Source organism: Mycobacterium sp. E1715 (genome assembly GCF_001667625.1).
Lineage (GTDB): Bacteria > Actinomycetota > Actinomycetes > Mycobacteriales > Mycobacteriaceae > Mycobacterium.
The window spans coordinates 14,120-36,542 of the sequence record NZ_LZJJ01000063.1; the positions used below are offsets into that span (position 1 = coordinate 14,120).

Annotated in this window: 18 protein-coding genes; 14 read left to right on the forward strand and 4 right to left on the reverse strand. The window is 71.4% G+C overall.

The genetic code is table 11. From position 1 onward, the window contains the following. Positions 1 to 5: 5 nt before the first annotated feature. Complete coding sequence (locus A9X03_RS03635) at positions 6 to 1,553, reverse strand: alpha-(1->6)-mannopyranosyltransferase A (RefSeq protein WP_067758553.1); 1,548 nt, start codon at positions 1,551 to 1,553, stop codon at positions 6 to 8. Between the two features lie 4 nt (positions 1,554 to 1,557). Then, the gene (idsA2, locus tag A9X03_RS03640; protein WP_067758557.1) at positions 1,558 to 2,607 is read right to left on the reverse strand and encodes a bifunctional (2E,6E)-farnesyl/geranyl diphosphate synthase; all 1,050 of its coding nucleotides are present in this window, start codon (positions 2,605 to 2,607) and stop codon (positions 1,558 to 1,560) included. Between the two features lie 264 nt (positions 2,608 to 2,871). Here idsA2 and A9X03_RS03645 point away from each other — a divergent pair, with 264 nt between their 5' ends. Continuing rightward, positions 2,872 to 3,768: a mycobacterial-type methylenetetrahydrofolate reductase gene (locus A9X03_RS03645; RefSeq protein ID WP_067782927.1), complete on the forward strand. Its 897-nt coding sequence runs from the start codon at positions 2,872 to 2,874 to the stop codon at positions 3,766 to 3,768. Here A9X03_RS03645 and A9X03_RS03650 read toward each other — a convergent pair. Both A9X03_RS03650 and A9X03_RS03655 read right to left on the reverse strand, forming a co-directional pair. Beyond that, on the reverse strand, positions 3,765 to 4,412 hold the full coding sequence (locus A9X03_RS03650) for a DUF3153 domain-containing protein (protein ID WP_067758674.1): 648 nt from the start codon (positions 4,410 to 4,412) through the stop codon (positions 3,765 to 3,767). The two genes, A9X03_RS03645 and A9X03_RS03650, sit on opposite strands and share 4 nt — an antisense overlap. A gap of 140 nt (positions 4,413 to 4,552) precedes the next feature. Further along, positions 4,553 to 5,161, reverse strand: a complete 609-nt coding sequence (locus A9X03_RS03655; protein WP_068018194.1) for an N-acetyltransferase — start codon at positions 5,159 to 5,161, stop codon at positions 4,553 to 4,555. Between the two features lie 326 nt (positions 5,162 to 5,487). Between A9X03_RS03655 and A9X03_RS03660 the strand changes: the two genes are divergently transcribed. The 13 genes from A9X03_RS03660 (at position 5,488) to A9X03_RS03720 (ending at position 22,246) form a co-directional block, all read left to right on the forward strand. Next, positions 5,488 to 5,892, forward strand: a complete 405-nt coding sequence (locus tag A9X03_RS03660) for a DUF3040 domain-containing protein (RefSeq protein WP_067274495.1) — start codon at positions 5,488 to 5,490, stop codon at positions 5,890 to 5,892. Between the two features lie 427 nt (positions 5,893 to 6,319). Then, positions 6,320 to 6,751 carry a division/cell wall cluster transcriptional repressor MraZ gene (mraZ, locus tag A9X03_RS03665; protein WP_007170790.1) on the forward strand — a complete coding sequence of 144 codons (432 nt, stop codon included), beginning with the start codon at positions 6,320 to 6,322 and terminating at the stop codon, positions 6,749 to 6,751. Further along, a complete protein-coding gene (gene rsmH, locus A9X03_RS03670) occupies positions 6,726 to 7,883 on the forward strand; it encodes a 16S rRNA (cytosine(1402)-N(4))-methyltransferase RsmH (RefSeq protein ID WP_156675691.1) in 1,158 nt (385 codons plus the stop codon). Before mraZ ends, rsmH begins: the two co-directional genes overlap by 26 nt. Continuing rightward, positions 7,880 to 9,067, forward strand: a complete 1,188-nt coding sequence (locus A9X03_RS03675; RefSeq protein ID WP_067758576.1) for a hypothetical protein — start codon at positions 7,880 to 7,882, stop codon at positions 9,065 to 9,067. The genes rsmH and A9X03_RS03675 overlap by 4 nt, the downstream gene beginning before the upstream one ends. A gap of 14 nt (positions 9,068 to 9,081) precedes the next feature. Further along, on the forward strand, positions 9,082 to 11,121 hold the full coding sequence (locus A9X03_RS03680; protein ID WP_156670197.1) for a penicillin-binding protein 2: 2,040 nt from the start codon (positions 9,082 to 9,084) through the stop codon (positions 11,119 to 11,121). A gap of 151 nt (positions 11,122 to 11,272) precedes the next feature. Continuing rightward, positions 11,273 to 12,853 (forward strand): UDP-N-acetylmuramoyl-L-alanyl-D-glutamate--2,6-diaminopimelate ligase, encoded by a 1,581-nt coding sequence (locus A9X03_RS03685; RefSeq protein WP_067758677.1) that lies wholly within the window; start codon positions 11,273 to 11,275, stop codon positions 12,851 to 12,853. Then, positions 12,850 to 14,463: a UDP-N-acetylmuramoyl-tripeptide--D-alanyl-D-alanine ligase gene (gene murF, locus A9X03_RS03690; protein ID WP_082950338.1), complete on the forward strand. Its 1,614-nt coding sequence runs from the start codon at positions 12,850 to 12,852 to the stop codon at positions 14,461 to 14,463. Before A9X03_RS03685 ends, murF begins: the two co-directional genes overlap by 4 nt. Beyond that, positions 14,460 to 15,539, forward strand: coding sequence for a phospho-N-acetylmuramoyl-pentapeptide-transferase (gene mraY, locus A9X03_RS03695; protein WP_067758585.1), 1,080 nt, complete (start codon positions 14,460 to 14,462; stop codon positions 15,537 to 15,539). The genes murF and mraY overlap by 4 nt, the downstream gene beginning before the upstream one ends. Position 15,540: 1 nt before the next feature. After that, entirely contained in the window at positions 15,541 to 16,998 is a 1,458-nt protein-coding gene (murD, locus tag A9X03_RS03700; RefSeq protein WP_369830991.1) for a UDP-N-acetylmuramoyl-L-alanine--D-glutamate ligase, read from the forward strand. A 7-nt stretch (positions 16,999 to 17,005) separates the two neighbouring features. Then, positions 17,006 to 18,643 carry a putative lipid II flippase FtsW gene (gene ftsW, locus A9X03_RS03705; protein ID WP_067758588.1) on the forward strand — a complete coding sequence of 546 codons (1,638 nt, stop codon included), beginning with the start codon at positions 17,006 to 17,008 and terminating at the stop codon, positions 18,641 to 18,643. Further along, a complete protein-coding gene (gene murG / locus A9X03_RS03710; RefSeq protein ID WP_067758591.1) occupies positions 18,640 to 19,851 on the forward strand; it encodes an undecaprenyldiphospho-muramoylpentapeptide beta-N-acetylglucosaminyltransferase in 1,212 nt (403 codons plus the stop codon). The genes ftsW and murG overlap by 4 nt, the downstream gene beginning before the upstream one ends. Then, a complete protein-coding gene (gene murC / locus A9X03_RS03715) occupies positions 19,848 to 21,308 on the forward strand; it encodes a UDP-N-acetylmuramate--L-alanine ligase (protein WP_067758595.1) in 1,461 nt (486 codons plus the stop codon). The genes murG and murC overlap by 4 nt, the downstream gene beginning before the upstream one ends. After that, on the forward strand, positions 21,305 to 22,246 hold the full coding sequence (locus tag A9X03_RS03720; RefSeq protein ID WP_067758598.1) for a cell division protein FtsQ/DivIB: 942 nt from the start codon (positions 21,305 to 21,307) through the stop codon (positions 22,244 to 22,246). Before murC ends, A9X03_RS03720 begins: the two co-directional genes overlap by 4 nt. Positions 22,247 to 22,423 lie beyond the last annotated feature (177 nt).

Here is a 22,423-nt window from a genome sequence, read left to right on the forward strand (position 1 = left end):
CGGCACTACGCCTTTTCCAGCGCGTCGTCCGCCGCGCCCGCCCGCCGGTCCGGCGCGCGGTCCAGGCTGTACCAGGCGATCAGCGCGCAGACCGTGGCCAGCGAGAAATGCAGCCACGAGTACATCCCGTGCGAGCCATCGGGTTTGAAGATCACCATCACCCACGTCGACAGCCCGGCGATGACCGCGATCGCCCGTCGCGATTGCGCCAGCGGGGCGACCACCGCCAATGGCCAGGAGTAGTACCACGGCAGGGCCGCGGGCACGAACAGCACCACGACGAGCATCGAGACCGCGATGCCGGTCAGCGCGGCGCGGTCGTCGCGCCGGAAGCGCCACCACAGCAACGGCAGCGACACCGCGATGACCGCGATTCCGACGAGGCGGGTGATGCGCAGCATCGGGTAGAAGTGCACCACGAAGAACCCGTTGAACACGGCGTGGATGATGTTGGCGGCGGCGGTCGGCACCGTGAGCCAGTTGATGATCTTCACCGAACCGGCCAGCGCGGTCAGCCACCCCAGGCCCACCCCGGCCACGGCCGACAGGATGCCGAACACGACGCCGAAGATCAACAGCGACATCGCCGTGGCCGCCGCGAACGCCGTGGCCGGCCGGTATCCGCGGCGGTCGCGCAGGTGGCGGGTCCAGACCCACACCATGAACGGCAGCGCGATTCCGGCGGTGGCCTTGACCGCGATGGCCACCGTGATCAGCGTCGTGCCCAGCACGTGCCGCCCGGCGAAACTCAGCGCGATGCCGGCGGCCATCAAGCCCACCATCAGCATCTCGTTGTGCACCCCGCCCATCAGATGGATGAGCACCAGCGGGTTGAGGACGCAGATCCACAGCGCCGTCGATCCGTCGGTGCCCAGGTGCCGGGCCAGCCGCGGGGTGGCCCAGATCAGCAGCGCCAGCCCCGGCAGCATGCACAGCCGCAGCAGCGCCGTTCCGGCCACCACGTTGTTGCCGACGGCCATGGTGACCAGCTTCGCCACCAGGATGAATGCCGGGCCGTAGGGGGCGGTGGTGATCGTCCAGATGGGACTTACGTTGTCCAGCAAGCTGTTCGGGTTGGCGACCGGCCCCACCGCGTAGGGGTCGAGGCCGTCGCGCAGCAGCGCGCCCTGCGCCAGGTACGAATAGGTGTCCCGGCTGAAGACGGGCACCGAGAGCAGCAACGGCACCAGCCAGAAGCCGGTGGTGGCCTTCATCATGAACTCGGTCACCTCGCCGGCCAGCACGCGCCGGCCCAGGCGCAGCCAGGCGATCAGCATCAGGCCCACGCCCGCCCACAACACCACGGACGACAACACCAGCCCGTGGCCAAAACGCAGCCAGGACATGTGGATCGACTCCAGCAGCGGGTCGTGTTGGCGGGTGCTGCCCGCGCCGAGGCCGCCCACCAGGATCAGCACCGAACCGAGCATGCCCAGCTTCGCCGGTCCGGACTCCGCCGCGCCGGCGAACGCGCGCAGCTGTGAAAACCACCCGGCGCCAGCCGGTTTCGCTTCCGGCGAGTCGGACGGTGGGGTGTGCGTCGGCGTCGTCATCGGCTCAAGCGGACCGGTCGGTGGCCATTCTGGCCAGCTCGGAGAGCCCCGCTTTGGCCGCCGCGTTGATCGGCGCGGCCGCCAGCGCCGCCAGGGCCCGCTGGGTCAGCTCGGCGATGCGGCGCTCCGCCGCGGCCAGGGCGCCCACCGACTCGATTACCCCGCGCAACCGGTCCACCTCGGCATCGGTCAACTGCGCCCCGATCGAGTCGCGTAACAACTTGGCCGCCAACGGATCCGACCCGTCGGCCAGCTCCAGCGCCTCGGCCAGCAGCACGGTGCGCTTGCCCGAGCGCAGGTCGTCACCCGACGGCTTGCCGGTCACCGCCGGGTCACCGAACACACCCAGCACGTCGTCACGGAGCTGGAAGGCCACGCCGATGTCCGTCCCGAACCGGCCGAAGACGTCCTGCACGTCGGGCCGGTCGGCGGCGGCGGCGGCCCCGAGCTGCAGCGGTCGCGACACCGTGTAACAGGCGGTCTTATAGGTGTCGACGTTCATCGCCGAGGCGATCGACTCGGCGGCGCTGGCTTCGGCGACGATGTCCAGGAATTGACCGCCCAGTACCTCGGTGCGGATTTCGGCCCACACGCGCTGTACCCGCCGCACGGCGTCGGGCGGCAGTTCCGCGTGGAACACGATGTCGTCGGCCCACGACAGCGCGAGATCGCCGAGCAGGATCGCGGCCGACATGCCGAACTGCTCCGGCGAACCCCGCCAGCGCCTGCCGCGGTGCAGGTCGGCGAACTGGACATGGGCGGTCGGGCGGCCGCGGCGGGTGGAGGAGTCATCGATGACGTCGTCGTGCACCAGCGCGCAGGCGTGCAGCAGCTCCAGCGCGGAAAACAGCAGCAGCACTTCGGAATCGGGTTCCCCGCTGGCCACGGCGCGCCAGCCCCAGTAGGCGAAGGCGGGTCGCAGCCGTTTGCCGCCGTTGAGCACGAAGCTCTCCAGGGCGGCGACCAGCACCTCGTAGTCGCTACCGATGTAGGCGGTGTCCGCGCGCCGGTCGTGCAGATACCGCCGGAGCCGATCGGTGATCGCGCCGGTCAACTCGACGGTTGCCGCTGCTGCTGGGGCTTTCGAGCTCAGCGCCGCGCCCCCTTCTGCTCGACGTGCTTGGTGTGGCAGGCCCGACCAGTGTATTCGGCGCGGCACCGGGGACCTTTGCAACCTGGCGTGGCGCTGATCGCTTCGACCGCCGCACTGTTCCCCCGCAAGCGGGCGGCACCCCCACGCCTATGCTGGCGGGGTGTCGGAGCCGCCCGCTGTGCGGCCGGGAGACGCCCCAAGCATCGTCGGATGGAGAGAAGCCGCGTGACACTCAACACCATTGCGCTCGAGCTGGTGCCGCCGAACGCCGACGAAGGCCGCGAGCGGGCGCTCGAGGACGCGCGAAAGGTGGTGCAGTACTCGGCGGAAACCGGTCTGGCAGGCCGGCTGCGGCACGTGATGATCCCCGGCATCATCGCTGAGGACGACGACCGTCCCATCGTGATGAAGCCCAAACTCGACGTGCTGGACTTCTGGTCCATGGTCAAGCCCGAGCTGCCGGGATTCCATGGCCTGTGCACCCAGGTCACCGCCTTCTCCGACGAGCCGACCTTGCGGCGGCGGCTGACCGATCTGCGCGCGGCCGGGATGGAAGGCGTGGTCTTCGTCGGCGTCCCGCGCACGATGAACGACGGCGAAGGCTCCGGCGTCGCGCCCACGGACGCCCTGTCGATCTACCGTGAGCTCGTGCCCAACCGCGGCGTCATCCTGATACCCACCCGCGAGGGGGAGCACGGCCGGTTCAACTTCAAGTGCGATCAGGGCGCCACCTACGGCATGACCCAGCTGTTGTACTCCGACGCGATCGTCGGCTTCCTGCGCGAATTCGCCGAAACCACCGATCACCGGCCGGAGATCCTGCTGTCCTTCGGTTTCGTCCCCAAGATGGAGGGCCGGGTCGGCCTGATCAACTGGCTGATTCAGGACCCGGGTAACGCGGCGGTGGCCGACGAGCAGGAGTTCGTCAAGCGGTTGGCCGCCAGCGAACCGCCCCAGAAGCGTCAGCTCATGACCGACCTCTACAAGCGCGTGATCGACGGGGTGGCCGAGCTGGGGTTCCCGCTGAGCATCCACCTCGAGGCCACCTACGGGGTGTCGGCGCCCGCCTTCCAGACGTTCGCGGAGATGCTGGCGTACTGGTCGCCCGCCCAGTACAGCTAGCTCGGCGGCTGGTCCCGCGGTGCGGTGAACCGCGGGGAACGATCGCGGTTCATCCAGGCCAGCAGCGCGACGACGCCGGCCGCGGCGAACGACGCGATGCCCAGCCACACGCCCGCCCCGGTGAATGACCGCGTGTTCGGGTCGGTGTAGCGGGCCTGAGCCGTCATCGTGCTCACGACGCCCGGCTTGAGCTTCCAGGACACCACCGTGGACTCGACCCGGTCGCCGTTGGTGGACGTCACCACGCCGGGGAAGGCGACGGTCAGCTCGACGTCGGCTTCGGAATCGGTCAGCGAGGTCAGGTCAGCGCGGCCCTCGAGGATGACCAGGTTGCCGCTGCGCCGCAGGGACAGGTTCACCCCCTGCGCATCGGAGTTCATGTTGGCCAGCTGCGGCAACTCGGCGAACGTCAGGTCCGAGAACACCGCCTGCGATCCCACGTAGCCGTCGCTGTCGTAGTTCGACACCGCCACCTTCTGGCTGAACGGCAGGTTGTTGCTGTCGAGCTGGGGGCCGGTGTCCTTGGGCGTCTTGGGTTTAGCGGCGGCGACGATCTCCCCGGACACCAGGTCGTCGGGGGAGACGGTGAGCGACGCCCTGACCCGCAGGCAGCCGGTGGCCAGCGGCACCAGCATGAGCAGCATCGCGATGGCCACCAGGCGGCGGCGCCGAGCGGTGAATCCGCGGGATCTTGGCGGGGAGAGGCTGGCGCGCACCAGGTCATCGTGCCAGATTCGGCGCGCCGCCAGCGCGGGTCCGCCCGGGCGCGCCCGCGATCCGGCGATCACAGCGGGAGCTTGCGGCCCAGGATCGCGAATGCGCGCGGGTCACCGGCGAAATGGTAGCCGCGGATCACGTCGGTGAAGCCCAGCCGGCGGTACAACCGCCAGGCCCGGTTCGGTTCGCCGTTGGTCTCGGGCGTGGACAGCAGGACGTTCTCTTCGGCTCGACCGGCGAGCAGCCGCCGGGCCAGCGCCTCGCCGAGGCCGCGACCCTGCGCGCGCGGGTGGATGTGCAGCTCGGTCAACTCGAAGTAACTGTTCATCAGCCCGGCGATCTCCTGCGCCGGCCGGCCGCCCCGTTGCAGTCCGAGGACGACCTGCTGCTGCCACCACTGCCCGGGTGCCCCGGGGTACCCGTAGGCGATGCCGAGCAGCGGGGCGTTGCTCAATTCGGCCGCCGACGGGACCGCGCCGTCCGCGCCCTCGGCCGGCTCGGCGTCCACGACGCCCACCCCTTGCCAGCCCCGCCGGCGGATGTGCTCGAGCCACATCGCGGCGCGCTGGTTCTCGGTGCCGCGTGGGTACCGCATCGCGTCGACATACACCTTCAGGGCCTCGCCCAGACGGCGCTCCATATCGGTGGGCGGCAGATCGATGAGGAATATCGCCACTCGCGGTGTCCTCCTCACCCTGTGCTCGCATGCCGGCGTTCACGTTGTCGCGCGGCCCGCGCCGCCACCGCCATTATCGGACGCGTGGGGAGGCCGTCCGGCGGGCGGTCGCGGCAACGAACCGCCCACCCATCCCGGCTGGGGAAGCCGGTTGTAGCGCACGGCCGTTCCGGCTCCGACGGGGGCACGGCCGGGGCCAGGATAGAATCGCCACCGAACCAGTGGTATGGCGCAGATTGACCTCGTATCATTTCAGTTAGTTGCCCTACAACGGGCATCCGCGTGTTATCGATAGATACGCGTCAACTGTCGGCAAGGAGGGACGAATGCCACTCTCCGATCATGAGCAGCGGATGCTCGATCAGATCGAGAGCGCTCTCTACGCCGAAGATCCCAAGTTCGCGTCGAGCGTCCGCGGCGGAGGGTTGCGCGCGCCCACCGCGCGCCGCCGCCTGCAGGGCGCGGCCCTGTTCGTGATCGGCCTCGCGATGCTGGTTTCCGGGGTGGCGTTCAAGGCCACCATGATCGGAAACTTCCCGATTCTCAGCGTCTTCGGGTTCATCGTGATGTTCGGTGGCGTGGTGTTCGCCATCACGGGTCCACGGTTGTCCGGCCGCCCCGACCACCCCGGCTCGGCGCCCGGCTCGCTGCGGCAGCGCCGCAACAAGGGCGGCGGGGGTTCGTTCACCAGTCGCATGGAAGACCGGTTCCGCCGCCGCTTCGACGACTAGCGGTCTCGCCAACGAATCTGGGGTAGCCACCGGGCTCCCCCTTTTTCATGTCTGTTTCGTAGCCGGGCGCGCCGTCATCGTCACAGATTGATCCGGCTCGGCTGAGTATCGCCGGGCCGGTGATGCGGTTTTGAGGCCGGATCGAGCCGCAACCGTGCTTTGGCGCAGGAGTTGAGCCCCACCGCGCCCCACCGAGTGCCTCCACTTCGCCCCACATCGTGGCCTGTGCGGCTTTGAGCTGCGGTTTCCTACCTTCTACTGGAATGCGAGGCGGGGCCCGGTGGGTCCGGGTGCGATGGCATGTGCGCCCATGGGTGGCGGATAACCCGGAAAAGTCCGCCACGACACTCTCGGAATGGGGCGAAGTGGGGGATTGTGGGGTATGGTGGCCACAGTGTTTGGGTGACCCCGAGTGGGAGGTGAGCCGGTGTTTCTCGGCACCTACACGCCCAAACTCGACGACAAAGGGCGGCTCACGTTGCCCGCCAAATTTCGCGACGCGCTGGCAGGGGGGTTGATGGTCACCAAGAGCCAGGACCACAGCCTCGCCGTCTACCCGCGGGGCGAATTCGAGCAGCTCGCGCGCCGGGCGAGCAAGGCGTCGAGGAGCAACCCCGACGCCAGGGCGTTCCTGCGCAACCTCGCCGCCGGCACCGACGAGCAGCATCCCGACGCGCAGGGCCGCATCACACTGTCGGCTGACCACCGCCGCTACGCGAACCTCTCCAAGGATTGCGTGGTGATCGGAGCGGTCGACTACCTCGAGATCTGGGATGCGCAAGCCTGGCAGGACTACCAGCAGACCCACGAAGAGAACTTCTCCGCGGCCAGCGATGAAGCACTCGGCGACATCATCTGAGGCGCACGCCCGTGCAACGTGGCCTCTGCCCGAACCGACCCTGGCGTACTTCCCCAACGCCAGGTTCGTGCCTTCGGACAGGGACCTCGATGCAGGGGCGTCTCGCCGGACCCGGGGAGGCGTTGCGGTGGCTGACGATTCGGGCGACTTCGGACACGTACCCGTCCTGCTGCAGCGCTGCGTCGAACTGCTGACCCCCGCGCTGACCCGTCACCATGCCGACGGGTCGGGGGCCGTCCTGCTCGATGCCACCCTGGGCGCGGGCGGGCATGCCGAGCGGTTCCTGACCGACCTGCCCGGGCTGCGGTTGATCGGACTCGACCGCGACCCCAGCGCGCTGGAAATCGCCGGCGACCGGTTGGCGCGATTCGCCGACCGCGTCACGCTGGTGCACAGCCGCTACGACGGCCTCACCGCGGCACTGGCCGAATCCGGTTACGACACAGTCGGATCGCTCGACGGGATGCTGTTCGACCTCGGGGTGTCGTCCATGCAGCTCGACCGCGCCGAGCGGGGCTTCGCCTACGCGCAGGACGCGCCGCTGGACATGCGGATGGATCCCGAGTCGCCGTTGACGGCGGCCGACATCCTCAACACCTACGACGAAGCCGCGCTGGCGGACATCCTGCACCGCTACGGCGAGGAACGGTTCGCGCGCCGGATCGCCGCGCAGATCGTGCGCCAGCGCGCCCGCGCACCCTTCACGTCGACCGCGGAGCTGGTAGCCCTGCTCTACCAAGCGATTCCGGCCCCGGCCCGGCGGACCGGGGGCCACCCGGCCAAGCGCACCTTCCAGGCCCTGCGGATCGCGGTCAACGACGAGTTGGACTCTTTGCGCAGCGCGATCCCGGCCGGGCTGGACGCGCTCGCCGTCGGCGGGCGCATGGTGGTGCTGGCCTACCAGTCCCTGGAGGACCGGATCGTCAAGCGGTTGTTCGCCGAAGCGGTCGCGTCCCGCACGCCGGTGGATCTGCCGGTCGAGCTTCCCGGCCACGAGCCGCGATTCCGGTCGCTCACGCACGGCGCCGAACGCGCGGACGCCGCCGAGGTCGAACGCAATCCGCGCAGCGCCGCGGTGCGACTACGCGCCGTGCAACGGGTCCAGCAGGCAACCGGAAAGGGCGACGCATGAAAGCAAAGCGGGAGACGCCGAATCGCCGCGGCGGGCGCGACGGTTCCGCCCGGCGCAGCAGGCGCTCGGCCGCCGAGCCCGGCTCGGCCCGCCGCACCCGGCCGGGGCGGAGCGCGGCGCCCACCCGGGAGAGCCGCGCGCCCAAATCCGGACCGCTCACCGGCCCCATCGCCCGGCCCGCCGAGCGTCCCGCGCGGCCCAAGAGCACGAGCCAGGCGAAGGCGCGGGCTAAGGCACGGAAGGCCAAGGCGCCCAAGGTCGTTCGCCCACGCCTGAGCGAGCGCCTGGCGACCCGGCTGGCCTCGATCGACCTGCGGCCCCGCACCCTGGCGGCCAAGGTCCCGTTCGTCGTGTTGGTCATCGGCGCGCTGGGCCTCGGCCTGGGTCTCACCCTGTGGTTGTCCACGGACTCCGCGGAGCGCTCCTACAAATTGAGCCACGCCCGCGAGAAGACTCGGCTGCTGCAACAGCAGAAAGAAGCGCTGGAACGTGATGTGCGCGAGGCGGAATCCGCACCGGCACTGGCGGAGGCGGCCCGCAAACAGGGCATGATCCCGACGCGGGACACCGCGCACCTGGTCCAGGACCCGTCCGGGAACTGGGTGGTCGTCGGCACGCCCAAGCCGGCTGACGGGGTGCCGCCACCACCGTTGAACAGCAAGCTTCCCGACCAAGGCCCGCCGGTGCCCCCCGCACCGCCGGCGCCGCCCGCCGAGGTCCCGGTCCGGCTGCAGCCCGACCCCGCGGCGCCCGCGCCGGCCCGGTCCGGTCCCGAGGCGCTGCTGCGTGCACCGGACGGATCGTCGACGCTCGGAGGCCAGCACCTGGCGCAGACCGGGCCGCAACCGCCGGGCATACCGGGGGCACCGGCAGCCGGGCAGGCGCCCGCTGCGCTGCCCGTGCCGGGTGCGCTGCCCGTGCCGGGCGTGCCGGTGCCGGGGCTGCCCGCGCCTGCGGTGATCGCGCCCGCTCCCGGGCCCGCCGAGGTGCCGGTGCCGTTGGGCGGCTTGCCGATTCCGCCGCCCGGGCAGGTGCCCGCACCGCTGCCCGCTGAGGTTCCGGTGCCGGTGCAACGGGCCCCCGCGGTTCCCCCGCCGGTGGCTCCCGTCGTGCCCGCCGCCCCCGTGTTGGCGCCGCAGCCGGTGGCTCCCGGTCCCGCCGTGACGCCGGGTGCGCCCCGGTGAGCCGCGGCGACTCCATGCGCGCCCGCCGGTCGCAGCCGAGCCGTGGTCCCCGTAAAGCGCAGGAAGCCAAGGGGGTTCGCCAGCCGAAGCGCCGCGGGAAGCAACAGCAGGCCCAGGACGTCCGGGAGCCGAAGCGATTCCGGAAAGCCAAGGAAGCCAAGCAGGGCCGCGCGGCCGACCGTCCGGAGGCCGCGGCGACCGAGCACTCCGCTCGGGAGCGGCGCACCCGCAAGCTCGTTCAGGCGGGCAGCCGCGGCGCGTCGTTCGTGTTCCGGCATCGGGCCGGGAACGCGGCCATCGGGCTTCTGATCGTGGTGGCGGCGGTCCAGCTGTTCGTCCTGCAGGTGACCAACGCGCCGACGCTGCGCGCCCAGGCGGCGAGCCAGCTCAAGGTCACCGACGTCGAGAAGGCCGTGCGCGGCAGCATCGTCGACCGCAACAAGGATCAGCTGGCGTTCACAACCGAGTCGCGCGCGTTGACGTTCCAGCCCAAGAGGATTCGCAAACAACTCGACGAGGCCAAGAGCAAGAACTCGGCGGCCCCCGACCCGCAGCAGCGGCTGCGGGACATCGCCAAAGAGGTCGCCACCAGGCTGGGCAACAAGCCCGACTCCGCGACCGTGTTGAAGAAGCTGCAGAGCGACGAGAACTTCGTCTATCTGGCGCGCGCCGTCGACCCCGCGGTCGCCAGCGCGATCTCCGACAAGTATCCCGAAGTCGGTTCGGAGCGGCAGGATCTGCGGCAGTACCCCGGCGGGTCGTTGGCGGCCAACATCGTCGGCGGCATTGACTGGGACGGCCACGGGCTGCTGGGGCTGGAGGAGTCGCTGGACTCGGTGCTGTCGGGGACCGATGGCTCGGTCACCTACGACCGGGGATCCGACGGCGTCGTCATCCCCGGCAGTTACCGCAACCGGCACCGGGCGGTCAACGGCTCGATGGTCCAGCTGACGCTCGACGACGACATCCAGTTCTACGTGCAGCAGCAGGTGCAGCAGGCCAAGAATCTGTCCGGCGCACATGATGTTTCGGCAGTCGTGCTGGATTCGAAGACCGGCGAGGTTCTGGCGATGGCCAACGACAACACCTTCGACCCGTCCCAGGACATCGGGCGCCAGGGCGACAAGCAGCTGGGCAACCTGGCGGTGTCCTCGCCGTTCGAGCCGGGCTCGGTGAACAAGGTCATCACCGCGTCCTCGGTCATCGAGTACGGCCTGTCCAACCCCGACGAGGTGCTGCAGGTGCCCGGCTCGATCAACATGGGCGGCGTGAACGTGCACGACGCGTGGGAGCACGGCGTGATGCCCTACACCACGACCGGCGTGTTCGGAAAGTCCTCCAACGTCGGCACTTTGATGCTCGCGCAACGCGTCGGGCCGGAACGCTTCTACGACATGGTCCGCAAATTCGGGCTCGGGCAGCGCACCAACGTGGGCCTGCCCGGTGAGAGCGCCGGGCTGGTGCCGCCGATCGACCAATGGTCGGGCAGCACCTTCTCCAACCTGCCCATCGGGCAAGGGCTTTCGATGACGCTGCTGCAGATGGCCGGCATGTATCAGACGATCGCCAACGATGGGGTGCGCATCCCGCCGCGGATCGTCAAGGCCACCATCGCACCCGACGGCACCCGGACCGAGGAGGCGCGTCCCGAGGGCGTGCGGGTGGTTTCGCCGCAGACGGCCCAAACCGTGCGCAACATGCTGCGCGCCGTCGTGCAGCGCGACCCGATGGGCTACCAGCAGGGCACCGGGCCCTCCGCCGCGGTGACCGGCTACCAGATGGCCGGCAAGACGGGCACCGCTCAGCAGATCAACCCGGCCTGCGGCTGCTACTTCGACAACGTCTACTGGATAACCTTCGCCGGCATGGCCACCGTCGACAACCCGCGCTATGTCATCGGGATCATGATGAACAACCCGGATCGCAACGCCGACGGTACGCCGGGCCACTCGGCGGCCCCGTTGTTCCACAACATCGCCGGCTGGCTCATGCAGCGGGAGAACGTGCCGCTGTCGCCGGACCCGGGTCCGCCGCTGACCCTGCAGGCGACGTAGCCAACCGGAAACCGCCGGCCGATCTGTCGTGCAGTGACGTCGGGTGTGCGTCCAGGGCGGGATTCGGGCCGAAATCCCGCCCTCAACGCACACTCGATCGATGAGCCCACCTGGCTGGCAGGCGCCTCTCGGTAGGGTGTCATGGCCGATCATGAGGACCACGTGCGTGGACGGGAGGTGTGCCGTGCCCACTGATTTGCGCCCCAGCGCCGTGGCGGGCGCGCGCCTGCCCGCGCTGGCGGCCCAGGTCGGGGCGGTGCCCGCGGACCGGGGCGCGGCGGTGCCCGACGTGCCCGTCACCGGCGTCACGCTGCGCGCCCAGGACGTGCGGCCCGGCGACCTGTTCGCCGCGCTGACGGGCGCCTCGACCCACGGGGCGCGGTACGCCCCCGAGGCGATCGAACGCGGCGCCGTCGCGGTCCTCACCGACGCCGCCGGCGTCGCGGAGATGGGTGCGTCGGCCTCGACCGTCCCGACGCTGGTGCATCCGGCGCCCCGCGGGGTCCTCGGCGCCCTGGCCGCCACGGTGTACGGGAACCCATCGGAGCGTACGACGGTCATCGGGATCACCGGAACCTCGGGCAAGACCACCACGACGTATCTGGTCGAATCCGGGCTGCGCGCCGGGGGCCGCAAGGCCGGGCTGATCGGCACGATCGGCATCCGGATCGACGGCGCCGACGTCCCGAGCGCGCTGACCACGCCGGAGGCGCCCGCGCTGCAGGCCATGTTCGCGGCGATGGCCGAGCGCGGGGTGGACACCGTGGTCATGGAGGTCTCGAGCCACGCGCTCGCGCTCGGCCGGGTGGACGGCACCGGCTTCGCGGTGGGCGGCTTCACCAACCTGTCGCGGGACCACCTCGACTTTCACCCCACCATGGCCGACTACTTCGAGGCCAAGGCGAAGCTGTTCGACCCCGCGTCACCGTTGCGGGCCCGGCGGGTGGTGGTCTGCGTCGACGACGAAGCCGGGCGCGCCATGGCGGCGCGGGCCGGGGATGCCATCACCGTCAGCGCCGCCGGCGAGCCCGCGCACTGGCGCGCCATGGACGTGATGCCGATGGGTGCGGGGGGACAGCAGTTCACCGCGATCGACCCCACCGGCGTGCGCCACCGGGTCGGCATCCGGTTGCCGGGGCATTACAACGTCGCCAATTGCCTTGTGGCGCTTGCGCTTCTGGACGCGGTGGGGGTGTCTCCCGAGCAAGCGGCGCCGGGACTGCTGGAGACCCGGGTGCCCGGGCGCATGGAAGACATCGACGGTGGCCAGGATTTCCTCGCGCTGGTCGACTACGCCCACAAGCCCGGCGCGCTGCGCGCGGTGCTGACCACCCTGGCGCGGCCGGGTCGCCGGCTGGCGGTGGTGTTCGGCGCCGGCGGCGAGCGCGACCCGGGCAAGCGGGCGCCGATGGGCGCGACCGCCGCTGAGCTGGCCGACCTGGTCGTCGTCACCGATGACAACCCCCGCGGCGAGGACCCCGCCGCCATCCGCCGCGAGATACTGTCCGGTGCGACCGAAAGCGGTGGTGCGGCCGAGGTCGTCGAGATCGGGGACCGGCGCGCGGCCATCCGGCACGCCGTCGCCTGGGCGCAACCGGGCGACGTGGTGCTGGTCGCCGGCAAGGGGCACGAGACCGGGCAGCGCGCCGCCGGCGAAACCCGTCCGTTCGACGACCGGGTGGAGCTGTCCGAGGCGTTGCGGGCCCGTCGGCCCCGTGAGACTCGGTCATGATCGACCTCACCGTCGCGCAGATCGCCGAGCTGGTGGGCGGCACGCTGGCCGACATCTCACCGCGGGCCGCCGCCGAGCTCCGCGTCACCGGAACCGTCGAATTCGATTCGCGCGCAGTGGGTCCCGGCGGGTTGTTCCTCGCGCTGCCGGGGGCGCACGCCGATGGGCATGACTACGCGCGGGCGGCGGCGGCGGCCGGCGCGGTGGCCGTGCTGGCCGCCCGGCCGGTGGGGGTGCCGGCGATCGTGGTGCCCCCGCAGCGGGCGAGCCGCGGCGGCGGCCTGGCCGGGGTGCTCGAACACGACACCGACGGCTCGGGCGCGGCCGTGCTCGCCGCGCTGGCCAGGCTGGCCAAGGCGGTGGCCGCCGAGCTGGTGGCCGGCGGCCTGACCATCATCGGCATCACGGGTTCGTCGGGGAAGACGTCGACCAAAGACCTCGTCAAGACCGTGCTCGAGCCGCTGGGCGAGGTCATCGCCCCGCCCGGGTCGTTCAACAACGAGCTGGGCCACCCCTGGACGGTGCTGCGCGCGACGCGGGACACCGACTACCTGGTGCTCGAGATGTCGGCCCGCCATCCCGGCAACATCGCCGCGCTGGCCGAGATCGCCCCGCCCGCGATCGGGGTGGTGCTCAACGTCGGCACCGCCCACCTGGGCGAGTTCGGCTCACGGGAGGCCATCGCGCGGACCAAATCCGAACTGCCGCAATCGGTTCCGCCGTCCGGTGTGGTCATCCTCAACGCCGACGACCCGGTGGTGGCGTCGATGGCCCGCGTCACCGGGGCGAGGGTGGTGTGGGTCAGCCGGTCCAGCCGCACCGACGCGGGTCCCAGCGACGTCTGGGCGGACGGAGTGTCGCTGGACGAACTGGCCAGGCCGCGCTTTACCCTGCACGCGATGGACAGCGCGGTCGCGGTTGAGCTCGGCGTGTTCGGCGACCATCAGGTCACCAACGCGCTGTGTGCCGCCGCGGTCGCGCTGGAGTGCGGCGCGACCGTCGACCAGGTCGCCGCCGCGCTGGCGCAGGCGGGGCCGGTGTCGCGGCACCGGATGCACGTGACCACCCGGGCGGACGGGGTGACGGTGATCGACGACGCCTACAACGCCAACCCCGACTCGATGCGGGCCGGCCTGCAGGCGCTGGCCTGGATCGCCCACCGCGCAGGCGAGAAGCGCAGGAGCTGGGCGGTGCTGGGCGAAATGGCCGAGCTCGGCGACGACGCGGTGGCCGAACACGATCGCATCGGCCGCCTGGCGGTGCGCTTAGATGTGTCTCGACTCGTCGTCGTGGGAAGTGGGAGGTCGATGAGCGCCATGCACCACGGAGCGGTCATGGAGGGCTCGTGGGGAGCTGAGGCGGTCAACGTGGCCGATGCCGACGCGGCGCTGGCGCTGTTGCGGGCCGAGCTGCAGCCCGGCGACGTGGTCCTGGTCAAGGCCTCCAACGCGGCGGGGCTGGGAGCGCTGGCCGACGCCCTGGCTGGTGACGATCGCGAGGGCGGCGAAGCCGGGCGAAGCGGGTCGTCACCATCGGGCGTCGATCGCGAGGGCGGCGAAGCCGGGCGAAGCGGGTCGTCACCATCGGGCGACGGGGGGACCGGCTCGTGAGGCAGATCCTGATCGCCGTCGCGATCGCGCTCGCGGTGTCAATCCTGTTGACGCCGGCGCTGATTCGCCTGTTCACCAGGCAGGGTTTCGGCCATCACACCCGCGAGGACGGGCCGCCCAGCCATCATTCGAAGCGCGGCACGCCGTCGATGGGCGGCGTGGCGATCCTCGCCGGCATCTGGGCGGGCTACCTCGGGACCCACCTGGCCGGGCTGGCGTTCGACGGCGAGGGCGTCTCCGCGTCGGGCCTGCTGGTGCTGGGCCTGGCGACCGCGCTCGGCGGCGTCGGCTTCCTCGACGACCTGATCAAGGTCCGCCGGTCGCGCAACCTCGGGTTGAACAAGACGGCCAAGACCATTGGGCAGGTGGCCGCCGCGGTGCTGTTCGGCGTGCTGGTCTTGCAGTTCCGCAACGGCAGCGGATTGACACCGGCCAGCTCGGACCTGTCCTATGTACGCGAAATCGCCACCGTCACTTTGACTCCGGCGCTGTTCGTGTTGTTCTGCGTGGTCGTCGTCAGCGCGTGGTCCAACGCGGTCAATTTCACCGACGGTCTGGACGGCCTGGCCGCCGGGTGCATGGCCATGGTCACCGCCGCCTACGTGTTGATCACCTTCTGGCAGTACCGCAACGCGTGCGTGACGGCGCCGGGCCTGGGCTGCTACAACGTGCGCGACCCGCTGGACCTGGCGCTCGTCGCGGCCGCCACCGCGGGCGCCTGCATCGGCTTCCTGTGGTGGAACGCCGCTCCCGCAAAGATTTTCATGGGGGACACCGGCTCGCTGGCGCTGGGTGGCATCATCGCGGGCCTGTCGGTCACCAGCCGCACCGAGATCCTCGCCGTCGTGCTGGGGTCGCTGTTCGTCGCCGAGGTCACCTCGGTGGTGCTGCAGATCCTGGCGTTTCGCACCACCGGTCGCCGGGTGTTCCGGATGGCGCCGTTCCACCACCATTTCGAGTTGGCGGGCTGGGCCGAAACCACGGTGATCATTCGCTTCTGGCTGCTCACGGCGATCACGTGTGGGCTGGGCGTGGCCCTCTTCTACGGTGAGTGGCTGGGCGCGATCGGTGCCTGACGTGCCCGGACTCGAGCCTCTGGTGCCGGGCGCGCCGGTGCTGGTGGCCGGCGGCGGGGTGACCGGCAAGGCGGTGCTGTCCGCGCTGATCCGGTTCGGCGCGGTGCCGACCCTGTGCGACGACGACCCGGCCACGTTGCGGCGCTACGCCGAGAGCGGCGTGGCGACGATGACGACGTCGACGTCCGCGGAGCGCCTTGCGCAGTACGCCCTGGTGGTCACCAGCCCCGGGTTCTCGCCGGACACGCCGCTGCTGGCCGCCGCCGCGACGGAGGGCGTGCCGATCTGGGGCGACGTGGAGCTGGCCTGGCGGCTGGACACGGCGGGTTACTACGGGCCACCGCGCCGCTGGCTGGTGGTGACCGGCACGAACGGCAAGACGACCACGACGTCGATGCTGCATGCCATGCTGACCGCCGCGGGCCGGCGCAGCGTGCTGTGCGGCAATATCGGCGACCCGGTGCTCGACGTGCTCGAGCAGCCGGCCGACCTGCTGGCCGTTGAGCTGTCCAGCTTTCAGCTGCACTGGGCGCCCTCGGTGCGGCCCGAGGCGGGCGTCGTGCTCAACATCGCGGAGGACCACCTGGATTGGCATTCGACCATGGCCGACTACACGGCGGCCAAGGCGCGCGTGCTGGGCGGCCGGGTGGCGGTGGTGGGGCTCGACGACGCCCGCGCCGCGGCGTTGCTGGGCACCGCCGCGGCGCCGGTGCGCGTCGGCTTCCGGCTCGGCGAGCCGGCGGTGGGCGAACTCGGCGTGCGCGACGGCCGGCTGGTCGACCGCGCCTTCGCCGACGACCTCGCGCTCCTGCCGGTCGACTCGATCCCGGTGCCCGGGCCCGTCGGCGTCCTCGACGCCCTGGCCGCGGCCGCGCTGGCCCGCAGCGTCGACGTGCCCGCCGAGGCGATCGCGGAGGCGGTCGCGTCCTTCCGGGTGGGCCGGCACCGGGCGGAGGTGGTCGCGGTGGCCGACGGCATCACCTACGTCGACGACTCCAAGGCCACCAATCCGCACGCCGCCGAGGCGTCCGTGCTCGCCTACCCCCGCGTGGTGTGGGTGGCGGGCGGATTGCTCAAGGGCGCGTCGGTGGACGCCGAGGTCGCCCGGATGGCCTCCCGCCTGGTCGGGGCCGTGCTGATCGGCCGGGATCGGCAAGAGGTTGCAGAGGCGTTATCGCGACACGCGCCGGATGTCCCCGTCGTCCAGGTTGTGACAGGCGAGGATGCTGATATGAATGCGACGGCTGTGGTTGTTGGTGCAAATGTGACAGAAGTGAAATATTCCGGCGACGATCTGGGCACTTCCGTCATGACCGCGGCGGTGGCCGCGGCCCGCGACCTGGCCCGGCCCGGCGACACGGTGCTGCTGGCACCCGCGGGCGCCTCGTTTGACCAGTTCACCGGGTACGCCGACCGTGGCGACGCCTTCGCCGCCGCCGTCCGCGCGGCCACCCGGTAGGGCGGGAATGGGTAACCCGCTGGCCCGGCTCAGACGCCGGGGCAAGGACATTGCAGAGGCCGGCGCCACCAAGGCCACCGACGCCGCCGCGCCGGAGCAGCCGGACGCCGACGACGACGCGGCGACCGGCCCCGTCAGCGCCGCAGGCAGCTCGGAGGCCAGGCCGTCCACGAAGCCGCAGGCGGGAGGCGAGGGGCGTAACCGGTTCGGCGCCTGGCTGAGCCGGCCCATGACCTCGTTCCACCTGATCATCGCCGTGGCCGGGCTGCTGACGACGCTCGGTTTGATCATGGTGCTGTCGGCCTCGGGCGTGCGGTCCTACGACGCCGACGGGTCGGCCTGGGTGATCTTCGGCAAGCAGGTGCTGTGGACGGTGATCGGCCTGATCGCCTGCTACGCCTCGCTGCGCATGTCGGTCCGGTTCATCCGCCGCGTCGCCTTCACCGGCTACGTCGTCACCGTCATCCTGCTGGTGCTCGTGCTGGTGCCCGGCATCGGCAACCTGGCCAACGGGTCCCGGAAGTGGTTCGTCATCGCCGGCTTCTCGATGCAGCCCTCGGAGTTGGCGAAGATCGCCTTCGCCATCTGGGGCGCGCACCTGCTGGCGGCACGCCGCCTGGAGCGCGCCTCGCTGCGCGAGATGCTGATCCCGCTGGTGCCGGCGGCGGTCATCGCGCTGGCGCTGATCGTCGCCCAGCCTGACCTGGGGCAGACGGTGTCGCTGGGCATCATCCTGCTGGCGTTGTTGTGGTACGCCGGGCTGCCGCTGCGCGTCTTCGCCACCTCGCTGCTGGCCGTGTTCATGGCGGGCGCGGTCCTGGCCATGTCCGCGGGTTACCGCTCGGACCGGGTGAAGTCCTGGATGAACCCCGAGAACGACCCCATGGACACCGGCTACCAGGCCCGCCAGGCGAAGTTCGCCCTGGCCCACGGGGGGATCTTCGGCGACGGACTGGGCCAGGGCGTCGCGAAGTGGAACTACCTGCCCAACGCCCACAACGACTTCATCTTCGCGATCATCGGCGAGGAGCTGGGCTTCGTCGGCGCGTTCGGGCTGCTGGTGCTCTTCGGGTTGTTCGCCTACACCGGGATGCGCATCGCCCGCCGGTCGGCCGACCCCTTCCTGCGGCTCCTGACCGCCACGACGACGATGTGGGTGCTGGGCCAGGCGTTCATCAACATCGGTTACGTGATCGGGATCCTGCCGGTCACCGGCATCCAGCTGCCGCTCATCTCAGCGGGTGGAACTTCCACGGCTGCAACGCTTTTCATGATCGGCATCATGGCCAACGCGGCCCGTCACGAACCGGAGGCGGTGGCCGCGCTGCGCGCCGGCCGTGACGACAAGGTGAACCGCTTCCTGCGGCTGCCGCTGCCGCAGCCGTACGTGCCGACGCGGCTGGAATCGTTCCGCGACCGCAAGCGCGGCGGCAAGCAACCGGGCAAGGGAAGCCCGCCGCGCAACGGCGCGCGCAAGCCCGCCCGCACGGCCCAGGAACCGCTGCGGCCGGCGTTCTCCCGCACAGCCGCACGGCCGGCGCGCAGGGCGGTGCATCATGGATCTGGCCAGCGCTCCGCCACTCGCGGGGCCGGCCAGCGTCAGGCACGGCGCGCACGCGCACTGGAAGGTCAGCGTTACGGGTGAACGACACGGTCAGCAAGCCGACCGGCGGGCGGGGGACAAGTCCCCAGCCCGCCGGTGCCGCGTTGTCGGCATTTAAACCCCTGTCGGTCGTGCTGGCCGGCGGGGGCACCGCGGGCCACGTCGAGCCCGCGATGGCGGTGGCCGACGCGCTCAGCGCACTCGATCCGCAGGTGCGCATCACCGCGCTCGGCACCCACCGCGGGCTGGAGACCAGGCTGGTGCCCCAGCGCGGCTACCACCTCGAGCTGATCACGCCGGTGCCGCTGCCGCGCAAGCCCAGCGGCGACCTCGCGCGGCTGCCCCCGCGGGTGTGGCGCGCGGTCCGCGAGACCCGCGCGGTGCTCGACGCGGTGGACGCCGACGTCATCATCGGTTTCGGTGGGTACGTGGCGCTGCCGGCCTACCTCGCCGCCCGCGGGATTCCCCGCGGCCTCAGCCGTCGGCGCCGCGTCCCGGTGCTGATCCACGAAGCGAACGCCAGCGCCGGCCTGGCCAACCGCGTCGGCGCCCGCGGCGCCGACCGGGTGCTGTCCGCGGTTCCCGACTGCGGTTTGCCGCGCGCCGAGGTGGTGGGGGTGCCGGTGCGGGCGGCCATCACGTCGCTGGACCGCGCGGCGCTGCGCGCCGAGGCGCGCAGGCATTTCGGCTTCGCCGAGGACGCGCGGGTGTTGCTGGTGTTCGGCGGTTCGCAGGGGGCCGTGTCGCTCAACCGGGCCGTGTCCGGCGCCGCCGCCGACCTGGCGGCCGCGGGCGTGTCGGTGCTGCACGCGCACGGGCCGAAGAACACCCTCGACCTGCGGGAGAGCCAACCGGGCGATCCGCCGTACGTCGCGGTGCCCTACCTCGACCGGATGGACCTGGCCTACGCCGCCGCCGACCTGGCGATCTGCCGGTCCGGCGCCATGACCGTCGCCGAGGTCTCGGCGGTCGGGTTGCCGGCCATCTACGTGCCGCTGCCGATCGGCAACGGCGAACAGCGGCTCAACGCGCTGCCGGTGGTCAACGGCGGGGGCGGCATGGTGGTCGCCGACGCCGCGCTGACGCCGGAACTGGTGGCCCGCGAGGTGTCCGCCCTGCTCAACGACCCGCCCCGGTTGGCGGCTATGACGACGGCCGCCGCGCGGGTCGGGCACCCCGACGCGGCGCGCCAGGTGGCGCAGGCGGCGCTGGACATCGCCAGGAAGGCAGCCGCGGGAGGGCGGCGGTGAACGCCGAACAGCTGCCGCCCGAGCTGCAGCGGGTGCACATGGTGGGCATCGGCGGAGCCGGCATGTCGGGCATCGCTCGCATCCTGCTGGACCGCGGCGCGCTGGTCTCGGGGTCCGATGCCAAGGAGTCCCGCGGCGTGCACGCCCTGCGCGCCCGGGGCGCCTCGATCCGCATCGGCCACGACGCGTCGTCGCTCGACCTGCTGCCGGGCGGCCCGACGGCGGTCATCACCACCCACGCCGCCATTCCGAAGACCAACCCCGAGCTCGTCGAGGCCCGCCGGCGGGGCATTCCGATCATCCTGCGCCCGGCGGTGCTGGCCAAGCTGATGGACGGGCGCACCACGCTGATGGTCACCGGCACGCACGGCAAGACGACGACGACGTCGATGTTGATCGTGGCGCTGCAGCACTGCGGGCGCGACCCGTCGTTCGCGGTCGGCGGTGAGATGGGGGAGGCCGGCACCAACGCGCATCACGGCAGCGGTGACTGCTTCGTGGCGGAGGCCGACGAGAGCGACGGCTCGCTGCTGGAATACACGCCGAACGTCGCCGTGGTCACCAACATCGAGACCGATCACCTGGATTTCTACGGCAGCGCCGACGCCTACGTCGGGGTGTTCGACGCCTTCGTGGAGCGGCTGGCCCCGGGTGGGGCGTTGGTGGTGTGCGTCGACGATCCGGGCGCGGCCGCGCTGGCGGACCGCACGGCCGAGCTGGGAATCCGGGTGCTGCGTTATGGATCCGACCCGGGCGTGGACCAGGCCGCCACCCTGCTGTCCTGGGAGCAGCAGGGCACCGAGGCGGTCGCCCACGTCCAGCTGGCGGGCGAACAGCATCCCCGCGTGATGCGGCTGTCGGTGCCCGGTCGGCACATGGCGCTCAACGCGCTGGGCGCCCTGCTCGCCGCGCTCGAGATCGGCGCCCCGGCGGACGCGGTGCTGGACGGGCTGGCCGGTTTCGAGGGAGTCCGCCGGCGGTTCGAACTGGTCGGCAACTCCGGGTCGGTGCGCGTCTTCGACGACTACGCCCACCATCCCACCGAGATCAGCGCGACGCTGGCCGCCGTCCGCACGGTCCTCGAGCAGAGCTCCGGCGGCCGCAGCCTCGTGGTTTTTCAGCCTCACTTATATTCGCGCACAAAGGAATTCGCCGCGGAATTCGGTCGCGCGCTGGACGCCGCCGACGAGGTGTTCGTCCTCGACGTGTACGGCGCCCGCGAACAACCGCTGGCCGGGGTCAGCGGCGCCAGCGTCGCCGAGCACGTCAGCGTGCCCGTGCGCTACCTGCCGGACTTCTCCGCGGTCGCCGAGCAGGTGGCCGCGGCTGCCGGCCCGGGCGACGTCATCGTCACGATGGGCGCGGGCGACGTGACCCTGCTCGGGCCGGAGATCGTCACCGAGCTGCGGATCCGGGACAACCGCAGCGCGCCCGGCCGGCCGGGAGTGCCGCGATGACCCAGCCGGACGACCCCGTGGGTGTCGCCGGCGAATCGGCCTCCGGTTCGGCGGACGGCGCGATCACCGAACCGATCTTCGCCGCGGGGCCCGACGTCGAGAAGCCCACGGAGGACGAGGAATTCGAGGGGCCGCGCCGACGGGCGCGCCGGGAAAGAGCCGAGCGCCGCGCGGCGCAGGCACGCGCCACCGCCATCGAAGAGGCCCGCCGGGAGGCCAAACGCCGGGCCACCGGCCGCGCGGCCGACGAGCCCAAACCCGTGGCCCGGGGTGTGGTCCGCGGCCTGAAGATGCTGTTGGTGACGGTGCTGCTGGTCGCCCTCGGGATCGGGCTCGCGCTGATCCTGTACTTCACCCCCGCGATGTCGGCCCGCAACATCGTCGTCGTCGGCACCGGGGTGGTGACCCGGGAAGAGGTGTTGGACGCCGCCCGGGTGCGGCCGGGCACGCCGCTGCTGCAGATCAACACCAACCAGGTCGCCGACCGGGTGGCCGCCATCCGGCGGGTGGCCAGCGCCCGGGTGCAGCGCCAGTACCCGTCCGCGCTGCGCATCACCATCGTCGAGCGAATCGCGGTGGCGGTGAAGGACTTTCCCGACGGCCCGCACCTGTTCGACCGCGACGGCGTCGACTTCGCGACCGGGCCGCCGCCGCCGGCGCTGCCGTACCTCGACGTCGCCAACCCGGGCCCCAACGACCCGGCGACCAAGGCCGCGCTGCAGGTGCTGACCGCGCTGCGACCCGAGGTCGCGGGCCAGGTGGGCCGGGTCGCGGCCCCCTCGGTCGCCTCGATCACGCTGACGCTGGGCGATGGCCGGGTCGTCATCTGGGGGACGACCGATCGCACCGACGAGAAGGCCGAGAAGCTGGCCGCGCTGCTGACCCAGCCCGGACGGACCTACGACGTGTCGAGCCCCGACCTGCCGACGGTGAAGTAGCGACGCCGGTCAAGCGCGGCGTGTGACGGTCGTAACAGAAAAAATTTGCGAGCCGCGCGTCGGCGCGCCTGCGGGGTTAGGGCGCGCCATGCCCATACCGTTCTGGTTGCGCGGAACTACTTGACATAACTCTAACTCTATGGTTGAGGTTGAGGGTTTGCCAGGGGGACCGTGAGT

Bases quoted from the DNA above. Each gene is read 5' to 3' on its own strand.
- murF (WP_082950338.1), top strand. From the start codon at position 12,850: ATGATCGACCTCACCGTCGCGCAGATCGCCGAGCTGGTGGGCGGCACG.
- A9X03_RS03720 (WP_067758598.1), top strand. From the start codon at position 21,305: ATGACCCAGCCGGACGACCCCGTGGGTGTCGCCGGCGAATCGGCCTCC.
- A9X03_RS03660 (WP_067274495.1), top strand. From the start codon at position 5,488: ATGCCACTCTCCGATCATGAGCAGCGGATGCTCGATCAGATCGAGAGC.
- A9X03_RS03650 (WP_067758674.1), bottom strand. From the start codon at position 4,412: ATGCTGCTCATGCTGGTGCCGCTGGCCACCGGCTGCCTGCGGGTCAGG.
- A9X03_RS03675 (WP_067758576.1), top strand. From the start codon at position 7,880: ATGAAAGCAAAGCGGGAGACGCCGAATCGCCGCGGCGGGCGCGACGGT.
- A9X03_RS03685 (WP_067758677.1), top strand. From the start codon at position 11,273: ATGAGGACCACGTGCGTGGACGGGAGGTGTGCCGTGCCCACTGATTTG.
- A9X03_RS03635 (WP_067758553.1), bottom strand. From the start codon at position 1,553: ATGACGACGCCGACGCACACCCCACCGTCCGACTCGCCGGAAGCGAAA.
- A9X03_RS03680 (WP_156670197.1), top strand. From the start codon at position 9,082: ATGCGCGCCCGCCGGTCGCAGCCGAGCCGTGGTCCCCGTAAAGCGCAG.
- ftsW (WP_067758588.1), top strand. From the start codon at position 17,006: ATGGGTAACCCGCTGGCCCGGCTCAGACGCCGGGGCAAGGACATTGCA.
- rsmH (WP_156675691.1), top strand. From the start codon at position 6,726: ATGAAGCACTCGGCGACATCATCTGAGGCGCACGCCCGTGCAACGTGG.